The organism is Kribbella sp. NPDC050281, from assembly GCF_040655855.1.
Classification (GTDB): Bacteria; Actinomycetota; Actinomycetes; order Propionibacteriales; family Kribbellaceae; genus Kribbella.
In genome coordinates this window covers 82,850-106,293 of sequence record NZ_JBFAKS010000015.1, presented here as the reverse complement: position 1 = coordinate 106,293, position 23,444 = coordinate 82,850, and the positions used below count along the sequence as shown (strand labels likewise).

22 protein-coding genes are annotated in these 23,444 nt (G+C 68.7%); 6 read left to right on the top strand and 16 right to left on the bottom strand.

Features of this window, described 5'->3' with window-relative positions; genetic code table 11:
* Positions 1–79 precede the first annotated feature (79 nt).
* The 3 genes from AB0I34_RS18395 to AB0I34_RS18385 form a co-directional block, all read right to left on the bottom strand.
* Entirely contained in the window at positions 80–1,351 is a 1,272-nt protein-coding gene (locus AB0I34_RS18395; protein WP_360446458.1) for a serine hydrolase domain-containing protein, read from the bottom strand.
* A 72-nt stretch (positions 1,352–1,423) separates the two neighbouring features.
* Positions 1,424–4,243 (bottom strand): DEAD/DEAH box helicase, encoded by a 2,820-nt coding sequence (locus AB0I34_RS18390; protein WP_360446456.1) that lies wholly within the window; start codon positions 4,241–4,243, stop codon positions 1,424–1,426.
* Between the two features lie 9 nt (positions 4,244–4,252).
* A complete protein-coding gene (locus AB0I34_RS18385; RefSeq protein ID WP_360446454.1) occupies positions 4,253–5,143 on the bottom strand; it encodes an alpha/beta hydrolase in 891 nt (296 codons plus the stop codon).
* Positions 5,144–5,238: 95 nt separating this feature from the next.
* Here AB0I34_RS18385 and AB0I34_RS18380 point away from each other — a divergent pair, with 95 nt between their 5' ends.
* Positions 5,239–5,712 carry a MarR family winged helix-turn-helix transcriptional regulator gene (locus tag AB0I34_RS18380; protein WP_360446452.1) on the top strand — a complete coding sequence of 158 codons (474 nt, stop codon included), beginning with the start codon at positions 5,239–5,241 and terminating at the stop codon, positions 5,710–5,712.
* On the opposite strand, the gene AB0I34_RS18375 is transcribed toward AB0I34_RS18380, so the two are convergent.
* Positions 5,709–7,061, bottom strand: coding sequence for a DHA2 family efflux MFS transporter permease subunit (locus AB0I34_RS18375; RefSeq protein WP_360446450.1), 1,353 nt, complete (start codon positions 7,059–7,061; stop codon positions 5,709–5,711). The genes AB0I34_RS18380 and AB0I34_RS18375 overlap by 4 nt on opposite strands.
* A 96-nt stretch (positions 7,062–7,157) precedes the next feature.
* On the opposite strand from AB0I34_RS18375, the gene AB0I34_RS18370 reads away from it, so the two are divergent.
* Positions 7,158–7,757, top strand: a complete 600-nt coding sequence (locus AB0I34_RS18370) for a TetR/AcrR family transcriptional regulator (protein WP_360446448.1) — start codon at positions 7,158–7,160, stop codon at positions 7,755–7,757.
* Positions 7,758–7,852: 95 nt separating this feature from the next.
* On the opposite strand, the gene AB0I34_RS18365 is transcribed toward AB0I34_RS18370, so the two are convergent.
* From AB0I34_RS18365 to AB0I34_RS18345, 5 genes are all read right to left on the bottom strand, one after another.
* Positions 7,853–8,677, bottom strand: a complete 825-nt coding sequence (locus AB0I34_RS18365; protein ID WP_360446446.1) for a chitosanase — start codon at positions 8,675–8,677, stop codon at positions 7,853–7,855.
* Positions 8,678–8,773: 96 nt separating this feature from the next.
* Positions 8,774–9,646: a YegS/Rv2252/BmrU family lipid kinase gene (locus AB0I34_RS18360; protein WP_360446444.1), complete on the bottom strand. Its 873-nt coding sequence runs from the start codon at positions 9,644–9,646 to the stop codon at positions 8,774–8,776.
* Positions 9,646–10,470 (bottom strand): twin-arginine translocase subunit TatC, encoded by an 825-nt coding sequence (tatC, locus tag AB0I34_RS18355; protein WP_360446442.1) that lies wholly within the window; start codon positions 10,468–10,470, stop codon positions 9,646–9,648. Before tatC ends, AB0I34_RS18360 begins: the two co-directional genes overlap by 1 nt.
* Positions 10,471–10,492: 22 nt before the next feature.
* Positions 10,493–10,798: a twin-arginine translocase TatA/TatE family subunit gene (locus AB0I34_RS18350; RefSeq protein ID WP_360446440.1), complete on the bottom strand. Its 306-nt coding sequence runs from the start codon at positions 10,796–10,798 to the stop codon at positions 10,493–10,495.
* 60 nt (positions 10,799–10,858) lie between these two features.
* On the bottom strand, positions 10,859–11,050 hold the full coding sequence (locus AB0I34_RS18345) for a hypothetical protein (RefSeq protein ID WP_131356273.1): 192 nt from the start codon (positions 11,048–11,050) through the stop codon (positions 10,859–10,861).
* A 141-nt stretch (positions 11,051–11,191) separates the two neighbouring features.
* Here AB0I34_RS18345 and AB0I34_RS18340 point away from each other — a divergent pair, with 141 nt between their 5' ends.
* Entirely contained in the window at positions 11,192–12,418 is a 1,227-nt protein-coding gene (locus AB0I34_RS18340) for a winged helix DNA-binding domain-containing protein (RefSeq protein ID WP_360446438.1), read from the top strand.
* 547 nt (positions 12,419–12,965) lie between these two features.
* Here the strand turns inward: AB0I34_RS18340 and AB0I34_RS18335 are convergent.
* The gene (locus AB0I34_RS18335) at positions 12,966–13,937 is read right to left on the bottom strand and encodes a WYL domain-containing protein (protein WP_360446436.1); all 972 of its coding nucleotides are present in this window, start codon (positions 13,935–13,937) and stop codon (positions 12,966–12,968) included.
* The gene (locus AB0I34_RS18330) at positions 13,934–14,890 is read right to left on the bottom strand and encodes a WYL domain-containing protein (RefSeq protein ID WP_360446435.1); all 957 of its coding nucleotides are present in this window, start codon (positions 14,888–14,890) and stop codon (positions 13,934–13,936) included. Before AB0I34_RS18330 ends, AB0I34_RS18335 begins: the two co-directional genes overlap by 4 nt.
* An 87-nt stretch (positions 14,891–14,977) precedes the next feature.
* Between AB0I34_RS18330 and AB0I34_RS18325 the strand changes: the two genes are divergently transcribed.
* Complete coding sequence (locus AB0I34_RS18325) at positions 14,978–16,078, top strand: DUF3866 family protein (RefSeq protein WP_360446433.1); 1,101 nt, start codon at positions 14,978–14,980, stop codon at positions 16,076–16,078.
* Positions 16,079–16,109: 31 nt separating this feature from the next.
* Positions 16,110–16,556: a hypothetical protein gene (locus tag AB0I34_RS18320; RefSeq protein WP_360446431.1), complete on the top strand. Its 447-nt coding sequence runs from the start codon at positions 16,110–16,112 to the stop codon at positions 16,554–16,556.
* Positions 16,557–16,609: 53 nt separating this feature from the next.
* Here AB0I34_RS18320 and AB0I34_RS18315 read toward each other — a convergent pair whose 3' ends face one another.
* On the bottom strand, positions 16,610–17,575 hold the full coding sequence (locus AB0I34_RS18315) for an FKBP-type peptidyl-prolyl cis-trans isomerase (protein WP_360446429.1): 966 nt from the start codon (positions 17,573–17,575) through the stop codon (positions 16,610–16,612).
* Between the two features lie 169 nt (positions 17,576–17,744).
* A complete protein-coding gene (pafA, locus tag AB0I34_RS18310; protein ID WP_360446427.1) occupies positions 17,745–19,106 on the bottom strand; it encodes a Pup--protein ligase in 1,362 nt (453 codons plus the stop codon).
* A 230-nt stretch (positions 19,107–19,336) separates the two neighbouring features.
* Here pafA and AB0I34_RS18305 point away from each other — a divergent pair, with 230 nt between their 5' ends.
* Positions 19,337–20,017 carry a DinB family protein gene (locus tag AB0I34_RS18305; RefSeq protein WP_360446425.1) on the top strand — a complete coding sequence of 227 codons (681 nt, stop codon included), beginning with the start codon at positions 19,337–19,339 and terminating at the stop codon, positions 20,015–20,017.
* 20 nt (positions 20,018–20,037) lie between these two features.
* Here AB0I34_RS18305 and AB0I34_RS18300 read toward each other — a convergent pair whose 3' ends face one another.
* Genes AB0I34_RS18300 through AB0I34_RS18290 form a run of 3 tightly spaced genes read right to left on the bottom strand, consistent with a single transcriptional unit; the run spans position 20,038 to position 23,442 of the window.
* On the bottom strand, positions 20,038–20,772 hold the full coding sequence (locus tag AB0I34_RS18300) for a pseudouridine synthase (RefSeq protein ID WP_360446569.1): 735 nt from the start codon (positions 20,770–20,772) through the stop codon (positions 20,038–20,040).
* Positions 20,762–22,495: an SMC-Scp complex subunit ScpB gene (scpB, locus tag AB0I34_RS18295; RefSeq protein ID WP_360446423.1), complete on the bottom strand. Its 1,734-nt coding sequence runs from the start codon at positions 22,493–22,495 to the stop codon at positions 20,762–20,764. The genes AB0I34_RS18300 and scpB overlap by 11 nt, the downstream gene beginning before the upstream one ends.
* Entirely contained in the window at positions 22,492–23,442 is a 951-nt protein-coding gene (locus AB0I34_RS18290; protein ID WP_360446568.1) for a segregation/condensation protein A, read from the bottom strand. Before AB0I34_RS18290 ends, scpB begins: the two co-directional genes overlap by 4 nt.
* Positions 23,443–23,444 lie beyond the last annotated feature (2 nt).

The window sequence follows — 23,444 nt, the reverse complement described above, 5'->3', positions numbered from 1 at the left end:
CGGCGGGTCACATCCCTGACGCTAGGAGTCGTCTGTTCGGACCGGCAACGCTATTCGGCCTCGGCCGAAACGCCGCAACTCAGGGGAAGTAGGTCGGGAAGAGGTCGTTGGTCGGCCAGGTCTTCACACTGTTGGCAGCGGTCCACAGCGCCGCGTCGATGTCGCCGTACGACTTGCCGCTGGGGTCGTCACGGCGGTTGAACAAGGCGGCCCAGCTCATCCCGTTGTAGGTGCGGACCACGATGCTGAAGGTGCCGGGCATGCTGCCGGTGTGCCAGGTGTTGCGGCCGGTGCCCCCGCTCGTGGTCGGACGGATCTGCCAGCCGAGGCCGTAATACCAGCCGTCGGGCTGGATGCCGATCTCGGGCTTGGCCCAGACGCTGTTCAGTGACGTGGTGTTCAGCACGCTCGACGACGCGTCGAACATCTTCGCGAACCGGACCAGGTCGGGAGCGCTCGCGATCCAGCCGCCGTTCGAGTCCTGGATGCGCATGCTGAACGATCCGTACGGCGCGGCAACGATCTTGCCGGTGTTGTCGAGCACCGTCGGTCCGGTGTACTGCGACTCGTACGGCACCTCGCCGGTGTGCTTGGCGATGGTCCAGCCCTGCGCCATCCGGGTGATCTTCAACGGAGCGAGCAACTTCTGCTTCACGTACGTCTCGTAGCTCAGCCCGCTGACCTTCTCGATCACGCGGCCGGCCAGCACATACCCGAAGTTCGAATAGGCGTACTTGCTGCCCGGCGCGAAGTCGAGCTTCTGCCCGGCCATGTACTTGATCTCGTCGGCGTGCTGGAGCTCCATCGGGACGCCCAGGGCCTTGGCGATGATGGCGTCCTTGAAGTTCGGGTCGCCGGAGACGTCGCGGTCGAACCCGCCGAGATGCTGCAGCAGCCGCTTGATCGTGACCGCGGACCAGCGGGTGTCCTTGGTCTGACCGGTCGGCGGCGTGATCGCGATGATGTTGCCGACCGGCGTGGTCAGGCTCAGCTTGCCGTCCTGCACGAGCTTCATGATCGCGGCCGCCGTGAACATCTTCGACACGCTCGCGACGCGGAACAGCGAGGTCGGCTGGACCGTCAGCGTGGTCGACGTACTGTAGCCGCGGGCAAGCACCAGCCGGCCCTTGTACGTCACCGCGAGCTGCCCGCCGGTCACCCCGCGGGCCTGCATGAAGGCCTTCATCTGGTTGTCGAAGCCGGCCAACGCCGACACGGCGGTGCCGGTGGTCTTCCAGGTCGCGGCGGCATCGGCCGAACGGCTCAGAGCCGTCCCGGCTCCGGTGCCGACGGCGGCGACCGCCCCGGTTGCGAGCGCAAGCTTGCCGAGATTCCGGCGCGTCAGCTCCACGAACGTGTTCTCCTTCGGGTGTTCAGGGCAAGGATGTAGTGCCCGTGAAGTCTGTCACCGCAAAGGTTCGTTCTAGGGCTCGTCGACCATCGAGGCGTACGAGATCACACCACGACGGATCTGGTCGACGACGGCCCGCGCCGTACTGCGCAGCGGCGTCGGGCCGGCCGCGTCCGCGACCTGCTCGGTCAGATCGATCAGTTGCTTCACCCAACGAACGAAGTCGCCCGCGGCCAGGTCGGACTCGTACAGCACCTCGGCCAGCGACGCACCGGACGCCCATCGGAACGCCGGCCAGCAGAACCCGAGATCCATCGACCGCAGGAAGTCGACCCGCATGTCCCGCTCCAGGGCCGACAGGTCCCGCCAGATCGACCCCATCCGCTCCAGCGCCAGTCGTACGTCGCCGCGCGGCAACCGTGGCGACGTCGGCTCGTCCTTCGACCGCGCCTCGTAGACGAGCGCGGCCAAACACGCGGCCAGCTCCGGGACGGTCAGGTCGTCGAACACTCCTTGCCGAAGGCACTCGGCGGCGACCAGGTCGAGCTCGGTGTAGATCCGGGCCAGTCGATCGCCGGCCTCGGTGGTCTTGTCACCGTCCAGGTAGTGCAGCGCGTCCAGCACCTGGCAGACCCGGTCGAACTGGCGGGCGATGGTGTTCGTCCGCTGCTCGATCTTGCGCTGCACCTCGCGGTTCTCCCGGTCGAGCCGGAAGTACCGCTCGGCCCAGCGGGCGTGGTCCTCCCGGTCCGAGCACCCGTGGCACGGATGCGCGCGCAACTGCGCCCGCATCTCCTGCAACTCCGGATCGTCGGCGTGACTGACGACGTCTCTGCCGCGGGCGCGCGACGGCGGCCCGTCCTCACCGAGCATGTCGGAGCGGGTGCGCAGTACCTGCGCGAGCTCGCGCCGTTGCTGCGGGTTGCGCGGGTTGAACTTCTTCGGGATCCGCAGGCTGCCGATCGCCTCGACCGGGGTCGGGAAGTCGATCATGGACAGCTTGCGGACCTGCCGGTCGAGCGTCAGCACGGTCGGCCGCGGGCCTTCGCGCTCGGACCGCATGCCCGGGTCGAGCACCAGCGCCCAGCCCGCACTCCGGCCGGCCGGGATCCGGATGATGTCGCCGATCCGCAGCTTCTCGATCGACTCCTGCGCCTCGACCCGGCGGTCCAGCTTGCGCCGCTTCGATCCGGAAGCCTCGCGCTCACCGATCCTGCGGCGCAGATCGGCGTACTCGAGGAAGTCGCCGAGATGGCAATCGATGGACTCCTTGTAGCCCTCCAGCGCCTCGGTATTGCGCTGCACCTGGCGGGCCAGACCGACGACGGCCTGATCGGACTGGAACTGCGCGAACGACAGCTCGAGCATGTCGCGCGCCCGCGTCCGCCCGACCTGGCGGACCAGGTTCACCGCCATGTTGTACGACGGGGAGAACGACGAGCGGAGCGGATACGTACGGGTCGACGCCAGACCGGCGACCGCGCGCGGATCGAACCCGGGCTGCCACAGCACGACCGCATGCCCCTCGACGTCGATGCCCCGGCGACCGGCCCGGCCGGTGAGCTGCGTGTACTCCCCCGGCGTGATGTCGACGTGCGCCTCGCCGTTCCACTTCGAAAGCTTCTCGAGGACGACGGTGCGCGCCGGCATGTTGATGCCCAGGGCAAGCGTCTCGGTGGCGAACACGACCTTGATCAGGCCGCGCGCGAACAGCTCTTCGACGACCTCCTTGAACGCCGCCAGCATGCCCGCGTGGTGCGCCGCGATGCCACGGCTGAGCGCCTCGGAGAAGTCGTGGTACCCGAGCACGCCGAGGTCCTCGTCCGGCAGGTCCGCCGTCCGCTCGGCCAGCACCCGCTTGATCTCGTCCCGCTCACTCGGCTTGGTCAGCCGCAGGCCGGACCGCAGGCACTGCAGCATCGCGTCCTCGCAGCCCTTGCGGGAGAAGATGAAGTAGATCGCCGGCAGCAAGGCGCCCGCGTCCAGTTCCTCGACCACATCGGACCGGTACGGCGTGAAGTGCGTCCGGGTCGGCCGGCTCTTCGGGAGATCCCGGCGCCGGCGGGGTTTGCGCGAGTCGTCGCGAAAGATCCGGTTGTCGTCGCGCGCGATCCGGACCAGCTGCGGGTTGACCAGGTCCTTGATGTCGACCTGGTTGGCTTTCGCAGGGTTGCCGGACTTCGCGGGCTTGGGCGCACCGACGCGCGCGGTCGGCGCCTCGCCGGCGAACAGGTCGTGCAGCCGCTTGCCCACCATCACGTGCTGGAACAGCGGCACCGGCCGCTTCTCCTCCAGGACGACGACCGTGTTGCCGCGGACGGTCTCCAGCCAGTCGCCGAACTCCTCCGCGTTGCTCACGGTCGCGGACAGCGACACCACCGAGACCGAGTCGGGCAGGTGGATCAGCACCTCTTCCCAGACCGCGCCACGAGCCCGGTCGGCCAGGTAGTGCACCTCGTCCATCACGACGTACGAGAGTCCGAGCAGGGTGGTCGACGCGGCGTACAGCATGTTGCGCAGGACCTCGGTCGTCATCACGACGATCGGCGCCTCGGAGTTGATCGAGTTGTCGCCGGTGAGCAGGCCGACCTTGTCGGAGCCGTAGCGGCTGACCAGATCGGCGTACTTCTGGTTGCTCAGCGCCTTGATCGGGGTGGTGTAGAAGCACTTCTGCCCCCGCTGCAGGGCCAGATGTACGGCGAACTCGCCGACGAGCGTCTTCCCGGAGCCGGTGGGCGCCGCCACCAGCACCTGGTGACCGTCCTCGAGGGCGGCACAGGCGCGCAGCTGGAACTCGTCCAGCTCGAAGTCGTAGAGCGCCCTGAACTCCTTCACCGCAGGATGCTCCTGGTCCGAGCGGAAGACAGCATATTTCTCGGACGGGGTGCTCATACCCCCAATCTATGCGACGCCACCCACAGGAAGGCGCACGGTCAGGAAATGAGCGGCCCGGTCCAGGGCTTCGTCGGCCTCGTCCATGACGCCGGCCATCAGCGGGTAGACGTGCGGTGCGCCGGCGACGACGTCCAGGCTGACGTCGACGTCGTGCTGCGCCGCGCGGACCGCCAGGCGGAGTGAGTCGTCGAGCAGGACCTCGGCCGAACCGACCTGGATCAGCAGCGGTGGCAGACCGGTCAGATCCGCAAGCAGCGGGCTGGCCAGCTCGTCGCTCGGATCGTGACCGGCGAGGTAATGCTCGGCGTAGCCGGCCATGTGTGCACGGCTGAACAGCGGGTCGAGGTCCCCTCGCGCGTCCATGCTCTCGCCGGACAACGTCAGGTCGACCCAGGGCGAGAAGACGGCGGCAGCCACCGGCAGCGGCAGACCTTCACGGCGTGCAGCCACCAAGGTGGCGAGCGCGGCTCCTCCACCGGCCGAATCACCCACGATGACAATTTGCCGCCCACTCCCGAGCAGTTCCTTGTACGCCGCCAACGCGTCGTCGACCGCCGCCGGGAACGGATGCTCCGGCGCGAGCCGGTACTCCAGCGACACCGCAGGCAGACCGGTACGCCGTGCGAGCGGCGCGGCGAGGTTGGCCCCGGTCCGGGCCGAACCGACCACATAGCCGCCACCGTGCAGATAGAGGATCACCGCGTCGCCATCGGCACCCGCGACCTGCACGTCCAGAGCGGGCCGGCGGCCCAGTGTGCGGGGAGTGAGCGTGACGTCGTCGCCCAGCGGACGGTCGGCGAAGATCGCGTCGAAGTCGGCCCGCTCCTGCGCCGGGGTCCGGTCGGGGTCCCGCTTGGTCATCATCGATCGCGCCGCAGCGCGTTGGTCCTGGCTCATCGTCGGTCTCCGTCGCTCAGTGATAGATTCCAGGGAATACAGTTCCTGATAACTACATTCCAAGGAACCTAATTCCCACGAAGCAGGATTTGGCTGTGACTGATCTCACATCATTGTTCACGGACCTGGTCCGGCTGGAGACGCGGCTCTACAACGTCCTCGACGCCCGGCTGAAGGCCGAGCACGGCCTGCCGCTCGGCCAGTTCGAGTTCCTCCGCTTCCTGGCGTCCCGCGGTACCGCCCGGGTCTACGACCTGGCGCAGTGGGCGGCCATCACGGTCGGAGCCACCAGCAAGGCGGTCGACCGACTCGAGGCCGCGGGCCGCTGCCGGCGGATCGCGAACCCCGGCGACCGCCGTTCCTCCCTGATCGAGCTCACCCCCGCCGGCACGGAGATCCTGACCGCGGCGACACCCACTGTCGACGCCGAGCTGATGACCTGGGTCGGCTCGGTCCTCCCGGCCGAGAACCTCGAACAGCTCGCCACCATGGTCTCGATGCTCCGCCAGCGCGCGGAGGCCGACCCGCGGACCGACCGCGCCGAGCCCAAGGCGATCCCCGGCAGCTAGGCGGTGCCTCGCGCCGGAAGCATCGTTGCCGGGAGCAACGTCACGGCCGTGAAGACGAGCACCCACCAGAACGTGTCCGCGAACGCCGCGGCGGGATCGCCGGCGTGGTGGCCGAGACGCGACTGCAGGATCGCTGTCACCACGGCGGCTCCGGCCGAAGCGCCGAGGGTCGTCACTGTGGTGATCAGACTCGTCGCGCCGGGGATGGCCGTGGGGTCAAGACCGTGATAGGCCGCGACCGACACCGGCACGGTGGCCGCCGCGATCCCCATCCCCCAGACCAGCAAGGCGATCGCGAGGACGACGAACGAACTCGTGTCCGTCACCTGCGTGAAGGCGAATGTCGCGACGACGGTGATCCCCACTCCGGCGAGAGCCACGGGCCGGGCGCCGATGCGGTCGGTCAACCTGCCGACGTACGGCAGGGCAACCATCGTGCCCAGACTCTGCGGGGCGAGCAGCAGCCCCGCCTCCAGCGCACTGTGACCACGAACCTGCTGCAGGTACAGCGGCATCAGGAGCATCGCGCCGAACACCGAGAAGCGGGACAAGAAGTTCAGCACTGTCGCCACGGTCACCGGACGGTGGCGGAACAGCCTCAGGTCGAGCAAGGGCATCGGCGACCGCAGCGCATGCACCGCGAACGCCGCGAGCAGCAGCAGACCACCGATCGCCGACGGCCACGTGGCCGTACCGCTCAGGGACAGGACGACGAGCGCGATCGCCGGTGCAACGAGCGCCAGCCCGATCAGGTCCAGCCCGGCCGAGCGGCGTACGGCGTCGGCCGGAACGGTCCTCCAGGCGAGTGCGATCGCGGTCAGCCCGATCGGCAGGTTGACCAGGAAGATCCACCGCCAGCCGATCGTGTCCACCACCAGGCCACCGAGCGGTGGACCGGCGATCGGCGCGAGCTGGGCGGGAATCGCGACCAGGCTCATCACCCGGCCACGACGGTCGGGACCGGCGGCCTTGGCGAGGATCATCATGGTGAGCGGGATGATCATGCCGCCACCGAGCCCCTGCAGGACGCGGAACGCGATCAGACTGCCCGCCGACCAGGCCGTGGCACACAGCGCCGACCCGGCACAGAAGACAGCCAGCGCCGTCAGCCACATCGCCCGGGCACCGAACCGCTCCACCAGCCGGCCAGTCGTCGGGATCGTGATCGCGATCGACAGCAGGTACGCCGCACTGACCCATTGGACGGTGACCACGGACGCGCCGAAACCGGCCGCGATCCGGGACAGCGCCACGGTCACCATCGTCATGTCGAGCAGCGGGGTGAGGGCTCCGACCATCACCACGCCGCCGAGCTTCAGAATCGATCGATCCAGGGCAACTTCGGTCATCCCCAGCACACTACACCGTGCAGTGTAGTAGCGCTACACCGTGCAGTGTAGTAGCGCTACACTGCACGGTGTAGTCGATCGGGAGGAGCACCCGGGGTGGTCAGGGAAGGGTCGCCGGCCAAACGGGCCTCGATCGTGCGCGCGGCGTTGAAGGTCTTCCTCGCCGAGGGCTACGCCCGCGCCGGCGTCGACGCCATCGCCGCCGAGGCGGGTGTCTCCAAGCGCACGATCTACGACTACTACGGCGACAAGGAGCGGCTGTTCCTGGCGGCGATCGCGGAGACGCGCGCGGGCCACGAGAAGGGCTTCGAGGCACTGCTGCAGGAGACCATCGACGACGTCACCGATCTCGAGGACGCGCTCTTCCGCTTCGGGCGCGTGTTCGCGACCGAGGTGGCGAAGTCGGCCGAGCGGACCGAGATCCTGCGGCTGATGATCGCCGAGGCGGCCCACTTCCCCCGCTTGCTGGCGGACCGGCCGACCAGGACCGCCCTGGCCGACCGGCTCGAGGCACTGCACCGGCGCGGCCTGCTCGACGTACCGGATCCGGTCGAGGCGGCCGAGTTCCTCGGCGTGCTCGTCACCGGACCCGTCCAGAACCGGACCTGGTACGGCGCGGTCCCCGTCGATCAGGACGAGATCGATCACCTGGTCCGCAGCGGCGTACGGATCTTCCTGGCCGCCTACGGCAGATAGCAGAGCCGGACGCCCAGGCCATCACAATCGGCGCAAACCCTGCGGTCCACGCTGGGCGGGACGCGTCGGGCGCGATTGTGATGGCCTGGCGGTCCCTAGCCGATGTGGTACGGGTCGCCGTACACCTTCCAGTCGAGTGGGGTGTTCAGGTCGAGGTTCCCGTTGCGGAGCCAGACTCGCTGGGCGGTGTCGACGCGGCTGGTGTCGCTGTGCGCTTCCTCCTGCTTCATCGCCCAGACGCGGGCATCAAGGAAGGCGTTCAGGTACGTCGTCTCGTTGCCACCCTGCGCCGGCGGCTTGGCCGTCTGCAGCGCGCGGCTGCGGATCCCGCCGAAGCTGGTGCCGCCGTTGCCGGGACCGTGCATGACGATCGCGTCGTAGTAGCAGAACTGGCCGAGGGTGCGCAGTCCGTCGGACTTGCCCCGCGACACCGACGGGTTGAAGTAGACCCGGTCACGCTCGTCGTTCTGGCACTGCTGGAACGCGGTGTCGTTGGCTGCCGTCTTCCAGTCCTTGGTGTAGTTCGGGTCCAGCCCGTCGTGCGAGTCGCTGCCGTCCACGTCACGCAGGGCGGGCAGGTACTTCTGCAGCACGTTGCCCGGCTTGCGGTCGGCGTACAGCTCGACGAGTTCGAGCATGTCACCGGTGCCCGAGCAGAACCCGATGATGCCCGCGGTGTAGCCACGGCCGTCGTCGATGTCCTCGATGTACTTGTACTGCGCCTTCCAGTCCAGCGAGGAGTTCTCCGCGCTGCAGACGATCTGCATCGCGATCTCCTTCTTCGCCGGATCGTCGAGGCCGGTCGCCTGGACCGCGGCGTCGGCGGACGAGGCGTAGCGGGAGACGAGGGCGGTCGCCGGGGCGGCCGCGAGGGTCAGTCCGAGCAGCAGCGCGGTCCTGCGCGTGGGGCGGGTCTGCATGATTCCTCCGAGGGGCGTCCGAGGATTACTGTTAGGAAGCTTTCCTATCAGACCAGAGGCAGAGATGAGAACACTTCACTCCGTGAAGATTGTGTCTCAGGCGAAAACGGTCAGTGCACCGGGAGCGATGCCGATGTCGACCGGGAGCGGGCCGAGGACCTCGCCGTCGGCGTACGCCGTGATTCCGGGCGACTCGATCCGGACCGAGCGGCCGCGCGCCGTTCGCAGCATCGGGTGGCCGACGTGGGTTCCCTTGGCCAGCTTCGGGAACATCTGCAGCAGGGTGAACCGCCCGACCGGCTGGATGATCGTGACGTCGAGCAGTCCGTCGTCGATCTCCGCGCCGGCACAGATCTGCAGTCCCCCGCCGTACGTCGGCCCGGTGCCCACCGCGACCAGCATCGCCTTGGTCTCGATCACCTCGCCGTCGACGGTGACGACGTACTCCAGGGGTTTGAACGTCCGCAGTTCGGCAAGGGTGGCGACGGTGTAGCGAGAGTTGCCCTTCGGCCAGCTCATCGCGTTGGCGCGCTTGTTCACCAGCGAATCGAAGCCGCCGGCTACGACCGTGGTGATGTACTCGTCCTTGGCCACCGCGAGGTCGATCGCGCGGGTCTTGCCGGCCACGATCAGGTCGGCCGCCGCGGCCGGATCCTTCAGCGGTACGCCGATCCCGCGGGCGAAGTCGTTGCCGGTGCCGGCCGGGATCACGCCGAACGGCATCCCGGACTTCGCCAGCACCTGGGCGCCGAGATGGACGGTGCCGTCGCCACCGATCAGCGCGACGGCGTCCGCACCGGACGCGACCACCTCGGCAGAGATCCGGCCGACGTCCTCCGCGCAGGTGGTGGCGTGCACGTCGACGGTGATCCCCGCCGCCGCGAGGCGTTCGCGGACCACCGGAGCTACACGGGCACCGAGGCCGCGGCCGGAGGTGGGATTCACCACCAGCGCGATCCGTCTGGTCATCAGTCGGCCAGCAGTTCCTCGGCCCTGCGGGCCTTGCGCTTGTCGAGGATCCGCGTGATCACCTCGGCAATGAAGAACAGCAGACACATGGGAATAGCCAGCAGGCACATCGTGAACGGATCACCCGACGGTGTGGCGACCGCGGCGAAGACGAAGATCACCAGCACGATGTACGGCCGGAACCGGCGCAGCGCGGACGACGGCACCACACCGAGCATGTTCAGCAGCACGACCACGAGTGGGATCAGGAAGGCGACACCGAACACGATCATCGTGCGCAGCACGAAGTCGAGGTAGTCGGGCAGCTCGACCAGGTTCTGGATGTCGAGTGGGGTGAAGCCCAGCAGGATCTCGATGCCCTTCGGCAGGGTCCAGTACGCGACCCAGATGCCGGCCGCGAACAGCGGAGCGGCGATCCCGGAGAACAGGTAGGCCCACTTCCGTTCGTTGCGGTGCAGGCCCGGCGCGATGAACGCCCACAACTGGTAGAGCCAGACCGGCGAAGCCAGGATCAGCCCGAACAGTGCCGAGATCTTGATCCGGAACGTCAGCGCGTTTCCGACGCCGGGGAACGTCAGTTGCGGGGTCTTCACGTTTCCCGCGTCGTTGGCCATCTCGGCGACGCTGGTCAGGAACGGCTTGGTCAGGAACTCGAAGGCCTGGTTGTAGAAGACCCAGCCGACAATGGTCCCCACCACGATCGCGAGCACGCTGATGAGCAGGCGGTTGCGCAGCTCGATGATGTGCTCGCGCAGGGTCATCCGACCCTCGTCGTCCTTCGGGCGGCGCTCCTTCTTCTCCTTACGCCGCCCGAACTTCACCATTGACACAGCTGGGGCGCTCGGCTCAGTTGGCCGTGTGCGTCGGCGGCAAGCCGTCGCCCGGCGCCTGGCCGTTGACCTGGTTCGGCTGCTGCGCCGGCTGGGCCTGCGGGGCCGCCTGCTGTGTCGGAGCCTGGGCGGACTCGTTGCTGCCCTCGGTCAGCTCCGCGTCCTTCTTCTTCGGGCCGACCTCCTCTTCCCAGATCTTCTTCGACTTGCCGAGCTGCTTGACCAGCGCCGGCAGCTTGGCCGATCCGAACAGCAGCACGACGATCGCGAGGATGACGAGCCACTCCGCGCCCTGCGGCATACCGATGAGCGGTGCTGCCATGTCGATCTCCCTTTCACACACACTTGCCTGGTGGCTCAACGCTGAGTCGTGGGCCGAATACTACGCCGGGGCGTGCTCGCCCCGATGGGTCTGTCCGGACCCGGCCGCGGACTGCGCTGCCTCCAGCTTGGACTGGGCGGCGACCAACTCACGCGTCAGCGCCTTGGCCTGGCCCCATACCTTCTTCGCAAGCAGAGCGAGGACGGATAGCCACACCGCCACGACTGCGAGAAAGAGCAGGAACCAGTACATACCCAGGAGCCTAGCCGGTTCCCGGGCATCGCCCACGCCCCGCGTGGCGTCTCGGCGGACAACGGTGTCGGAACGTGATGGTAAAACCGAGTGTCTCCAGCGGGACATGCGCGGCCCGGCGAGTGGGCAGGCTCCGCGGGGATGAGGCTGCGGTACGGCGAGATGAGGGGGCGGTTGATGTTGCGGATCGGGGTCGAGGAGCGGCGGACCCGGCTGGGCCGGCGGCACCGGCTGCTGTCTTCGTGCCATGCGGCGGATCCGGTCGAAGCTGCGGCCGCGATGGTCGCCTTGCACGCCACCGATCCGGCCACCGTGCACCTGTCCGTGGCCGCTCGCGTACCGGGGAGTGACGTGCTGGGCACGGAGCGTGCACTGTACGACGACCGCACGCTGATCCGGATGCTCGGCATGCGCCGGACCGTGTTCGTCGTACCGACGCCGTTCGCGCCGATCGTCCAGGCGGCGTGCACCGACGACATCGCGGTCAAGCAGCGGAAGCTGCTGGTCAAGCACCTGACCGAGTCCGGGGTCGGACCCGACACGGACGCGTCCGGGAAGTGGCTGCGGGCGGTCGAAGAGTCAGCCGCGACTGCGCTGACGCTGCGCGGATCGGCGACGGCGCAGGAGTTGTCCGCCGACGAGCCGCGGCTGCGGACCCGGCTGAACCTGGCGGCCGGCAAGGCGTACGCCGCTCAGCCGTATGTGACGAGCCGAGTGTTGTTCCAGCTGTCGGCCGAAGGGCGGATCGTGCGCGGACGGCCGCTGGGGACCTGGCTGAGCGGCCAGCACCACTGGTCGCCGGCGGAGGACTGGCTGCCTGGCGGACTCGGCGACAAGCCCGCGGCCGAGGAGGCCCGGGTGACGCTGGCGCGGGCGTGGCTGTCGACGTTCGGACCGGGTACGGCGGCGGACCTGCAGTGGTGGAGTGGGTGGACGGCCGGCCAGACGAAGAAGGCGCTGACCGCGGTCGAGGCGATCGCGGTGGATCTGGACGGCCAGGTCGGGTACGTGCTGCCGGGCGACGAGGCGCCTGAGGTGCCGGTGGAGCCGTGGGTCGCGTTCCTGCCCACGCTGGACCCGACGCCGATGGGCTGGAAGGACCGCGACTGGTACCTCGGCGAGCACAAGGCGAGGCTGTTCGACAACACCGGCAACATCGGCCCGACCATCTGGGCGGACGGCCGCATCGTCGGCGGCTGGGGGCAGCCCGAGTCCGGCGAGGTCCGCTTCCAGCTCCTCGAGGACGTCGGCCGTGAAACCACCCAACTGATCGAGGCCGAAGCCGCCCGCTGGACCAAATGGCTCTCCGGCGTCCGAGTCACCCCACGCTTCCGAGCTCCATTGGAGAAACAGCTGAGCCAGAGCTAGTCGTCGAAGACCTCCGACTCCGCGCACCGCCCGCGAACGGCGTCCACAACCACCGCATGCTCAGCACCGATGCCGATCGCCCCTCGAGGGGAGATCCCCTCGGGTTACGCCTCCTCCCCTGCCATATGAACGGAGAAGGCACCGTTTGAGGGGATATCCCTCAAACGCAGTCGGGCAGAGCAGGGATAGCCGGGGGTGGGTGGCGTTGTATGCCGCGAGCTCACGCTCAGCATTCGGTGCCTGGCCGCACCTGAGGGATGCCCCGACTTTCTGGCGATGTGTGGCTGGGTCGAAGCGAGATCGGGGAGTTCTGCCTGCCGAATCCGGTACACCGCGCTCCCCGGTCCGGCCCTGCAGCTGTTGATGTGCAGATGGACAGGTAGTGCACCGGCCATACACCGTACGCGCGAGGCGTTTCAGCTCAGGTGCACTGCGGGGCTGCTTGACACCTCCTGTCCGAATGCACAGTCCGCTGTCCCGGTGCCTCCTCCGGACGCGCTCAAACGCGCTCGGGCAGGCCGGGACGGGCGGGGCGGGTGGCGGAGGGTTAGTCGTCGTAGGCCGCGAGGGCTTCTCGGGCTGTGGCGGCTATTTGGGTGGTGAGGTCGGGTGGGTCCAGGACTGTGGCAGCGCCGCCCAGGCGGAGGACGAGGCGCTGGAGCCAGCCGGTGTCGGCGACGCGGAGCTTGACGATCAAAGAGTTGCCGGGGCCTTCTTCGACGGACTCGTTCGGGTAGTACTCGGCGACCCAGCGCGCCGGCGGGTCCAGCTTCACCGTCGCCAGCAGATCGCACTCGGACGGCTGGAACATCCCGTTGGACAGGTCACGTGGCGTCGCCTCGGGCGGCGGTTCGCTCGGCAGGTCCAGCAGCTTCACAGCCGCGATCCGGTCGAGGCGGAACAGCCGCACATCCTCGGCCAGCCGGCACCACGCCTCGAGGTACGTACGACCCTCCGAGACGACCAGGCGCATCGGGTCCACGTCCCGCTCGGTGGTCTCGTCCCGCGACGGTACGTCGTACGTGAGGTGCAGGCGGCGCTTCCCGGCCAGGGCGCGGTTCACGGTGTCGGCGATCCCCGGGTCGGCCGGCTCGACGTGCACATGAGCGGCCGCGCCCTCGCTCGCCGCGGCGGCCTCTCCTGCCGCGCGCTCCAGCTTGCCGATCGCGCGGTCGACCGCGTCCCGGTCGCTTCCGGCCGTCACCTCGCGCAACGTCCGCAGCGCGGTCAGCAGCGCCAGCGCCTCGTCCGCGGCCAGCCGCAGCGGGCGAGCCAGGTAGTCGGCGTTGTTGATGTGGATGACGCCGTCGCCCTCGGCGGCCTCGATGTCGATCTCGATCAGATCGCCCATCTGCGCGCCGGGCAGACCGCAGAACCACAGCACCTTCAGGTCCGCGATGATCTGCTTCGGCCGTACGCCGAACTCCTTCGCGACATCGTCGACGCGGGCCCCGTCGTTCTCCCGCAGATAAGGCACCAACGCCAGCAACCGCTGCACCTGATCCCGAGCGTTACTCATACGCCCGCCACCGTCCGCAGCCTCCAGAGGACACCGTCCAGCACGTCTCCAGGGCCTTCGACGACCGCGTCCGGGCCGTACGACGCGATCTCCTCGGCGAGCACGCCGGAGTCGGCGTACGGGACGTGCAGCAGGTCCCAGCCCTCCTCGTACGGCTCGATGGCGTTGGCGCGGCGGCGCAGGCTGACACAGGAACCGGTGCGGGCGCGAACCTTCGCCTCCGACGTCGGACGCGGCGGACCCAACTCGGACACCAGTGAACGCAGGTCGGTGCCCTCGGGCACGGTGAACGCGCGCGGCTCGCCGACCGTCTTCACATCCCCGCCGATCCGGGACAGCCGGAACATCCGGGTCGCCTGACGGTCGCGATCCCGGCCGACGACGTACCAGCGGCCGTGCCAGGAGACGATCCCCCACGGCTCGAGAGTCCGAGTGGTCGGCTCCGAGGCGCCGCTGCGGAGGTGCTGGAAGCGCACCACGGTCCGGCTCACGACCGCCGACCAGAGTGGGTCGAAGGCCGGCTCGGACGCGCCGACGTGCGGCTCGATCGCGCTCAGCGCGGACTGGTCGGTCTGGATCCCGGCGGCCTTCAGCTTCAGCACCGCGGAGGTCGTCGCCTCGGCCAGGCTGGCGTGCTGCCAGACGCGGGCGGCAACGCCGAGTACGGCGGCCTCGTCCGGCTCCAGGTGGACCTCGGGCAGTTCGAACACGTCCCGGCGGATCCGGTAGCCGACCTCGTCGGAGAAGAACTTGTCGATCGTGCCCATCTCGATCGGGATGCCGAGGTCGCGCAGTTCGTCCTTGTCCCGCTCGAACATCTTCTCGAAGGCGTCGTCGGTCTGGCCCGCGTACCCCTCGACGACCTCGCGGATGCGTTCCTTGGTCACGTAGGTGCGCGCGACCAGCAGGCAGATGACCACATTGAGCAGTCGCTCACTCTTGCGCGCCGACACCCGACCACCTTACGGCCTGAGAGCGTCAAATCCCGCCCTCCCGCACCGAAATCTTCGAACACCGGTTCGACCCGATACTCTCGCCCTGTGATTCGGTGGCGGGACGGTGTGGTGAGTGCGGTCGGGCGGAGCTGGGCCGGTGCGGTTGAACTGACTGTGACGGTCGGCGGACAGTCTGTGCGCGCTCTCGCCTACCCCGACCTGGTCGGTACGCCGGAGGCCGGGGAGCGCGTGCTGCTCAACGTCGGCGCGCTCGACAAGGGCCTCGGGACGGGCGGCTACGCGCTGGTGGTCGCCGTACCGGACCGGCTGCCGGCCGACCCTCCGGAGCACGGTCACCTGGTGAAGGCCCGGTACACGCCGCTGCAGACCATGGTGCTCGGAGCGGACGAGCAGGATTCACCGGACCACGACGTACTGCGTGACGCTGACGACCTCTTCGGTACGCCGGTCGTGGTGGCGGACCTGCATTCGGCGCTGCCCGCCGTACTGGCCGGGGTGTACGAGGCACGGCCGACCACACGGGTCGTGTACGTGATGACGGACGGTGGGGCGCTGCCACTCGCCTTCTCGCGCACTGTGGCGTCGCTGCGAGACAGCGGGTGGCTGGGTGGGACTGTCACGGTCGGACAGGCGTACGGCGGCGATCGGGAGGCGGTCACGGTGCACACCGGGCTGCTGACCGCTGTACATGTGCTGGCGGCGGAGCTGGTCGTACTGACGCAGGGACCGGGCAACCTCGGGACCGGGACTCGCTGGGGGTTCTCCGGTGTGCAGTCCGGTGAGGCGGTCAACGCGATCGGGACGCTCCGTGGGCGGGCGGTGGCGTCACTGCGGATCTCGGAGGCGGACCCACGGCCGCGGCACCGGGGGATCTCACACCACAGCCTGACGGCGTACGGCCGCGTCGCCCTGCAGCCGGCGGACGTCGTCGTACCTGATCTGCCCGGTGACTTCGGGGACGCCGTACGGGACGCAGCCGAGCCGCTGAAGGCCCGGCACCGGGTCGTGCGGGTCGGACTGGACGGTCTGTACGACGCTCTGCGGGCCGCACCGGTGAAGTTGTCGACGATGGGACGGGACCTCGACGGCGACCGCGCGTACTTCGAGGCAGCCGCGGCGGCTGGGCGGCACGCGGCGGGTCTGGTAGACGTTCCACCACCTGGAGTGGGGTCTCAGTACTCCTGATCCGGGCGGCTGCGGCGGTCACGCTGGGAGCATGGCAATCATCGCTGCTCCTGAAGCCCCACTGACCGCTCGGTGGGCCACTCTGCTGTGGCTGCTCGCGGTCGGTGCCGGGGTTGCGGAATCGGTGGTCGGAGTCGCCGGGGCGATCGCAGATGGTGTGTCACCGTCGGCTCTGGTGATGCAGATCGCCGTCCGCAGCCTCATCTACGGCGCACTGTTCGTCGTCATCGACCGATTCTTCCGCCACGGTGTCCCCTGGTCGCGCTACCTCCTGGCCGGCCTGCTGGGCACGGTCGGTATCGCGTCTCTCGTCTATGGACCGGTGACCTGGCTGCTCGACGGCGGAGACTTCACGACGCTGCGGTGGTCTGTGGAGTTCGTGGCCTCAGTCGCGGTGCGCAGTGTGCACATCACCGCGGTGGTGACTGCCCTGGCGCTGACCTTCCACCCCGACACAACCCGCTGGTTCCGCCGTTGAACGCACCAAGGGCCGGTCCCCCACCTGGGGAGACCGGCCCTTGAGGTGAACGACTACTGGCCCTGCTGCTTCGGAGCCGGGAACGCGTTCAGTACGTCGATCACCGCGAAGGCGGAGATGGACTTGCCGGAGGCGTCCTTCGACGGGGGCAGCTCGACCAGGACGCGGCTGCCGACCGGCATACCGGCCAGGCCGTCGACCGGACCGGCCTGACCGTTCGGGCCGGGGCCGACCTGGAGCTGGTCGGTCGGGGCCGGCGGCTGCGCCGGCGAGGTCTGGGTGGCGGGCTGGCCGTCCCAGGTGCTGGCCTGCTTCTTGCCGGCGTAGTCGAACACGACGTACCGGGTGATCAGCTGGCTGCCCTTCTCGATCGGCTTGCCCTTGCCGAGCGCGATCACGACCGGCTTGCCCGGCTTGGCCGGCGCCTTGAACCCGGCCGGGACGGTCGCCTTCGGCTCCGCGTTCAGTCCGCCGGTGATCTTGATCTTGGTCGCCGCCGAGGTGGCCGGCGTCGCGTCCAGCGGGGTGTCGTTCCCGGCCGCGCCGACCAGGTCGACGACGAAGATCAGCGTGTCGTCGCCCTTGATCCCGGCCTGCTCGTTGCCCTGCTCCTTGTAGCCCTTGTCGGACGGGATGGACAGCATCACCCGGCTGCCGATCTTCTTCCCGACCAGACCCTCGTCCCAGCCGCCGATGACGCCGCCGACCCCGATCGGGAACGACGACGGCGCACCGCGGTCGTAGGAGTTGTCGAACACCTTGCCGTCGCGCCAGATCTGTCCGAGGTAGTTCGCGGTGAGCAGCTCGCCCTTCTTGACCTCGGGACCGTCGCCCTCCTTGAGGACCTGGGTCACCAGGCTCTTCTCCGGATCACCGTCGCGGTGGGTGACGGTCGGCTTCTGGCCGAAGTCCGAGGTCACCTTGATCCCGCCCGCCCCGAACTCGGGCTTATCCGATCCGCAGGCCACCAGGGAGGACCCCAGTACCGCCACAACGACCAGACTCAACAACTTGCGCACGAAACCAGCACCTCGAAACATCCCGGCGCGCTCCGCGCCGCTCGACACACAGGGGGCAACAACGCGGCCAACCCTAGCCTGCGCGACCAACCCCGCCACCGCCCGGCCGCGTCACCGTTCGGTCACGCCACGCACAGTCACGCGGCCCAGCGACGTACCTGACCTGCGACTACATGCTGGCGATGAGTTTTTCGACGCGCTCGTCGTGGGACTTGAACGGGTCCTTGCAGAGCACGGTGCGCTGGGCCTGGTCGTTGAGCTTCAGGTGCACCCAGTCGACGGTGAAGTCGCGGCGGCGCTCCTGTGCACGCTTGATGAACTCGCCGCGCAGCCGCGCCCGCGTGGTCTGCGGCGGCACCGACTTCGCCTCGAAGACGCGCAGGTCGTCGACGACCCGGGTGACCGCGCCCTTGCGCTCGAGCAGGTAGTACAGCCCGCGCGGCCGGTGGATGTCGTGGTACGCCAGGTCGAGCTGGGCGACCCGCGGGCTGGCCAGGCCGAGGTTGTTCTGCTGGCGGTAGCGCTCGATCAGGCGGTACTTGATCACCCAGTCGATCTCGCGCTCGATCCCGCTCAGGTCGCCGGACTCGATCGCCTTCAGCGTCCGCTCCCACAGCGACAGCGCCCGCTCGACGGCCGGCGTCCCGAGCTCGCGGCGGTCGACGAAGTCGCGCGCCTTGGTCAGGTACTCCGTCTGGATGTCGAGGGCACTGGCCTCGCGCCCGTTCGCCAGCCGGACCTCGCGGCGGCCGGTCATGTCGTGGCTGATCTCGCGGATCGCGCGGATCGGGTTGTCCAGGGTGAGGTCGCGCATCACGATGCCGGCCTCGATCATCCGGAGCACCAGGTCGGTACTCGCGACCTTGAGCAGCATCGTGGTCTCGGACATGTTCGAGTCGCCGACGATCACGTGCAGCCGGCGGAACCGCTCGGCGTCCGCGTGCGGCTCGTCGCGGGTGTTGATGATCGGCCGGGACCGGGTGGTCGCGCTGGAGACGCCCTCCCAGATGTGCTCGGCCCGCTGTGACACCGAGTAGACCGCGCCGCGCGGCGTCTGCAGCACCTTGCCGGCGCCGCAGATCAGCTGCCGGGTGACCAGGAACGGGATCAGTACGTCGGCCAGCTTGGCGAAGTCGCCGTGCCGGCTGACCAGGTAGTTCTCGTGGCAGCCGTAGCTGTTGCCGGCCGAGTCGGTGTTGTTCTTGAACAGGTAGACGTCGCCGAAGATGCCCTCGTCGTGCAGCCGCTTCTGCGCGTCCACGAGCAGACCCTCGAGGATCCGCTCACCGGCCTTGTCGTGCGCGATCAGGTCGGTGACCGAGTCGCACTCGCCGGTCGCGTACTCCGGGTGGGAGCCCACGTCGAGATAGAGCCGGGCCCCGTTGCGGAGGAACACGTTGCTGCTCCGCCCCCAGGACACGACGCGCCGAAACAGGTACCGCGCCACCTCGTCGGGGGTCAGTCGGCGCTGACCGCGAAAGGTACAGGTGACGCCGTACTCGTTCTCCAGACCGAAGATTCGCCGGTTCACACACCCCACAGTACGGTGCCGCTCCGACAACCGGGCCATGTCTCAGGCGCGCCGTTCCCGGCGTTACCCCTTTGATGTCAACCAGCACGGGCCGAACGGACGTACGCACCTGCCTTTCCGCAAGCGACTGGCATCGGCCCAGGTAGGACAGTTGAACAATTTCCTAGGGGTAGAGAAGAAGTGCGCGGCGGCAGTCTGTTGTGTCCGAGCTCGTGGCTAGCATCCGGTGGGTGACGGACGTGCGGGCGTACGTCGAGTCCGGCGTACAGCTGGCGATGGACGACGGGACAGCCGCTTGGGTCTTCGAGCCCGAGCGGTGGGGGCGCTGCGGGCAGGGTGCCGACGAAGCTGCGGCGCTCCGCGATCTTGGTGCGGAGCTCGGAACTGATCCGCGGTTTGTGGTGGTGGAGAGGGTGGTGGGTGACGAGCAGGCGTTCGAGCGGGATCTGGCTCCTGCGGGTGAGGCCGAACGGGCCGCCACCTTGAAGATTCTCGAGGAGAGCCGGCGGGAGACGGTTGCGCTGATCTCGTCCTGCTCCCCCGCGATGCTCAACTTCGATGATGCTGTTCGGGTGCTGCCGTCGTTCGCCGGGTGGCGGACGGTGCGGCAACTCGCTTGGCACATTGTCGACACCGAGAGCCGGTACTACCTCCCGTCGCTCGGTCTCCCCTACCGGGAGCCGTTGGAGAACTTGGCCGACGAGTTGGAGCAGTCAGCTGAGCACGTCCGCCGTACCGTCGCCACGATGCCGGCGGACCTGGTACGGCGGGTCGACGGCGAGGTGTGGACGACAGTGAAGGTCCTCCGCCGCCTGGCCTGGCACGAGCGGTCGGAACTACGCACGCTCCGCCGGCTGATCGCACTCGCTAGCGCGATCTCCGGAAACAAAGGTGCACCCAGCGACGAATAGTTTCCGAGGCGCTCTGGGGATCAGAGGTCGACGAGGTCGAGGAGTTGGCCTAGTTCTTTGGGGTCGAGGGGGCGGAGTTCGCCGGTGTGCAGGTTGCCTCGGCGTACCGGGCCGATCGCCGTACGGGTGAGGCGCTTGACCGGGTGGCCGATCGCGTCGAACATGCGGCGGACGATGCGGTTGCGGCCCTCGTGCAGGCTGATCTGGATCAGGGTGCGGCCGCGGATGCTGGAGACGACCTTCACCGTGTCCGCCTGCGCCGGGCCGTCGTCGAGTTCGATGCCGTCGAGGAGCGTGCGGAGTACTGCCGGCTTGACGTTGCCCTCGACCTCGGCGACGTACGTCTTGGAGACCTCGTACGACGGGTGCGTGAGACGGTGCGCGAACTCACCGTGGTTGGTCAGCAGCAGCAACCCCTCGGTGTCGGTGTCGAGCCGGCCGATGTGGAACAGCCGCTCCGGCCGGTCCTGAACGTAGTCCGCGATACACGGCCGGCCCTGCGGATCCGCCATCGTGGTGACGACGCCGCGGGGTTTGTTGAGCACCAGGTACACGTGCGCACTGACCGGCGGGATCCGCTCCCCGTCGACCCGGATCACCGAGACCTCCGGATCCACCCGCACCCCGAACTCGGTCACCACCGCCCCGTCGACCTCGACCCGCCCCTGCTCGATCAGCAACTCGGCATTCCGCCGACTCGCCACCCCCGCCTGAGCCAAAACCTTCTGCAGCCGAACCCCGTCCTCACCCATCAGACCGACGAACCCCAACCACCCCAGAATCCAACCCACTCACACCTTCGCCGTCCCCGTCATCCTCAGCACCCGACCCACCAGCCCCCCACCCATCCTGACCCGAGGCCTCGTCCGCCCCCGCGGTCTCGTCCTGGTCCGCAGCGTCATCCTGCTCCGCGGTGTCAAGGTCCCCGTCGTCCGGCCCACCAGCCGCCTGCTCGTCCCCACCCACGCTCTCGTCCTGCCCCGCGGTCTCGTCGTGCCCCGCGGCGTCCAGGTCCCCGTCAATCCCAGCGTCCACCTCGTCCGCGGACTCCCGCTCACCCGCGCCCGCGGGACCCGCGTCGTACGCCGAGCTCGCACCAGCCTCCTGCTCGAGCTCACCCGGCTCGTCGGAAGCCTCCCACCCGTCCTCAGCCGAGGTCCCGTCTGGCCCCGCGGTCTCGTCCTGCTCCGCAGCGCCATCCTGCTCCGCGGCGTCCAGGTCCCCGTCAATCCCAGCGTCCGCCTCATCCGCGGGCTCCCGCTCACCCGCGTCCGCGAGACCAGCGTCGTACGCCGAGCTCGCGGCAGCCTCCCCCTCCAGCTCACCCAGCTCGTCGGAAGCCCCTTGGCCGGCATAGCCGGAGTCCTGATCATCCGCGCCCGCGGAACTCAGGTCCCCGTCGATCCCGGCGTCGCCAGACTCGTCTGGCTCCGCGGTGTTCATGTCCCCGTCAACCCCAAGGCCCCCGGCATCCGCAATATCCAGATCCTCGTCGATCCCCGGATCCGTCTGGTCTTCGGACTCCCGTTCACCCGTGTCCGCCGTGTCTGCGTCGGCTCCAGGTGGTTCGGTGGGGGCGGGGATGGTTTGGGCGGCCAGTTCTTCCTCGATGTCGTCCATTTCGGGGAGGTACGGCGCCAGTTCGGGGAGGTCGTCGAGGGACTGCATGCCCATGCGTTCGAGGAAGTACGTCGTGGTGCGGTAGAGCGTCGCCTGGGATTCGGTGTCGGCGCCGGCCTCCTCGACCAGGCCGCGGGCGACGAGGGTGCGCATCACCCCGTCGACGTTCACGCCACGGATCGCGGAGACGCGCGCCCGGCTGACCGGTTGCTTGTACGCGACGACCGCGAGGGTCTCGAGCGCGGCCTGGGTCAGGCGTGCTTGCTGACCGTCGAGGACGAAGCGCTCGACGTACGGCGCTGCCTCGACGCGGGTGTAGTAGCGCCAACCGCCACCCACCTCACGGAGATCGAACCCGCGGCCTTGCTCGGTGTACTCCTCGGCCAGGGTGTTCAGAGCTGCCGAGATGTCACCGGTCGGGCGGCCGACCGCACGAGCCAACGTAAGCACAGGCAACGGCTCGTCCGTCACCATCAGAATCGCTTCCAACGCCCGCCGCATGGTGTCGTCATCGACAACAACCTCGTCCTCCACCGGCACCTCAGTCTGCCCCGGAGGCAAGTACTCCTCGTCATCCCCCACCAGGTCGCCCTCGGCCGAACCGCTATCCCGGTCCGGCAGGTTCGCGTCTGCGATCTGGGGAGCGCCACTGCCCGACTCCGGCAGGTTGTCCTCCCCAGTCTCGGCTGAGTCGCTCCCCGAAGCGGTTTGGGGAGCATTCTGGCTACCGGAGTCAGCAGAGGTGGCGTCGTCCGTGGCGGCGGTGGGGTCTTCGGTGGAGGCGGTGGGGGTTTCGGTGGAGGCGGTGGGGGTTTCGGTGGAGGCGGTGGCCACGGTGGTGTCTTCGGGGTTGGTCACTGGGGCACCGTCTCGTCGTCGTCGGTGGGGGGTTCGGCGGGTTCCAGGAAGTCTGGGTCGTCGGGGACCTCGGGGGCTTCACCGTCTTCGGGGTCGGGTGGGTGGAGTTCGTCGAACTCGTCGCTGACGTCGATCTCGCCTTCGTCGGTGCCGGTCCAGCGAATGGTGAGTTCGCCGAGCGGGGTGACCTGGTCGAAGGCGACGGCGGCTTCGCGGAAGAGTTCCAGCAATGCCAGGAAGCGGCAGACAGTGGTGACGGTGTCCGGCGAGTCAGCGACCAGCGCACGGAACGTGGTGCTGCGCTGCCGACGGAGGCGGTCGACGATGACGAGGGCCTGTTCGCGGACTGTGACCGTCGGCGCGTGCAGGTGCGCCAGCGAGACACCCTCCGGCAGGTTGTCCTTCCGAGCCAGCGCACGAGCAGCCAGCGCAGCCAGCCCGGCCGGATCGATCCCCAGCAGCACCTCGGGCAGCAGCTCGGCGAACCGCGGCTCCACCCCGACCGCCCGCGGGAACCGCCGCGACTCGGCCGCCATCCGGTCCTTCACCAGCGCCGCGATCTGCTTGAACGCGCGGTACTGCAGCAGACGCGCGAACAACAGGTCCCGGGCCTCGAGCAGCGCCAGGTCCTCGTCGTCCTCGACCTCGCCCTTCGGCAGCAACCGCGCCGCCTTCAGGTCCAGCAGCGTCGCCGCGATCAGCAGGAACTCCGACGTCTGGTCCAGGTCCCACTCCGACCCGAGCGCCTTGATGTGCGCGATGAAGTCGTCGGTGATGACCGACAGGGCGATCTCGGTGATGTCGAGCTTGTGCTTGCTGATCAGCTGCAGCAGCAGGTCGAACGGCCCTTCGAAGTTGACCAGGTGAACGCTGAACCCCTTGCCCTCGGCAACAGCCGGGGCAGCGTCGTCCGCGCCCAGGTCGAGAGGCAGCGAGTCCGGCGCCACGG

What these genes read in the sequence shown, in the direction of transcription:
- AB0I34_RS18340 (WP_360446438.1), top strand. Translation starts at nt 11,192, where the DNA reads ATGAGGCTGCGGTACGGCGAGATGAGGGGGCGGTTGATGTTGCGGATC.
- tatC (WP_360446442.1), bottom strand. Translation starts at nt 10,470, where the DNA reads ATGGTGAAGTTCGGGCGGCGTAAGGAGAAGAAGGAGCGCCGCCCGAAG.
- AB0I34_RS18320 (WP_360446431.1), top strand. Translation starts at nt 16,110, where the DNA reads ATGGCAATCATCGCTGCTCCTGAAGCCCCACTGACCGCTCGGTGGGCC.
- AB0I34_RS18390 (WP_360446456.1), bottom strand. Translation starts at nt 4,243, where the DNA reads ATGAGCACCCCGTCCGAGAAATATGCTGTCTTCCGCTCGGACCAGGAG.
- AB0I34_RS18350 (WP_360446440.1), bottom strand. Translation starts at nt 10,798, where the DNA reads ATGGCAGCACCGCTCATCGGTATGCCGCAGGGCGCGGAGTGGCTCGTC.
- AB0I34_RS18365 (WP_360446446.1), bottom strand. Translation starts at nt 8,677, where the DNA reads ATGCAGACCCGCCCCACGCGCAGGACCGCGCTGCTGCTCGGACTGACC.
- AB0I34_RS18385 (WP_360446454.1), bottom strand. Translation starts at nt 5,143, where the DNA reads ATGAGCCAGGACCAACGCGCTGCGGCGCGATCGATGATGACCAAGCGG.
- AB0I34_RS18360 (WP_360446444.1), bottom strand. Translation starts at nt 9,646, where the DNA reads ATGACCAGACGGATCGCGCTGGTGGTGAATCCCACCTCCGGCCGCGGC.
- AB0I34_RS18375 (WP_360446450.1), bottom strand. Translation starts at nt 7,061, where the DNA reads ATGACCGAAGTTGCCCTGGATCGATCGATTCTGAAGCTCGGCGGCGTG.
- AB0I34_RS18345 (WP_131356273.1), bottom strand. Translation starts at nt 11,050, where the DNA reads ATGTACTGGTTCCTGCTCTTTCTCGCAGTCGTGGCGGTGTGGCTATCC.
- AB0I34_RS18335 (WP_360446436.1), bottom strand. Translation starts at nt 13,937, where the DNA reads ATGAGTAACGCTCGGGATCAGGTGCAGCGGTTGCTGGCGTTGGTGCCT.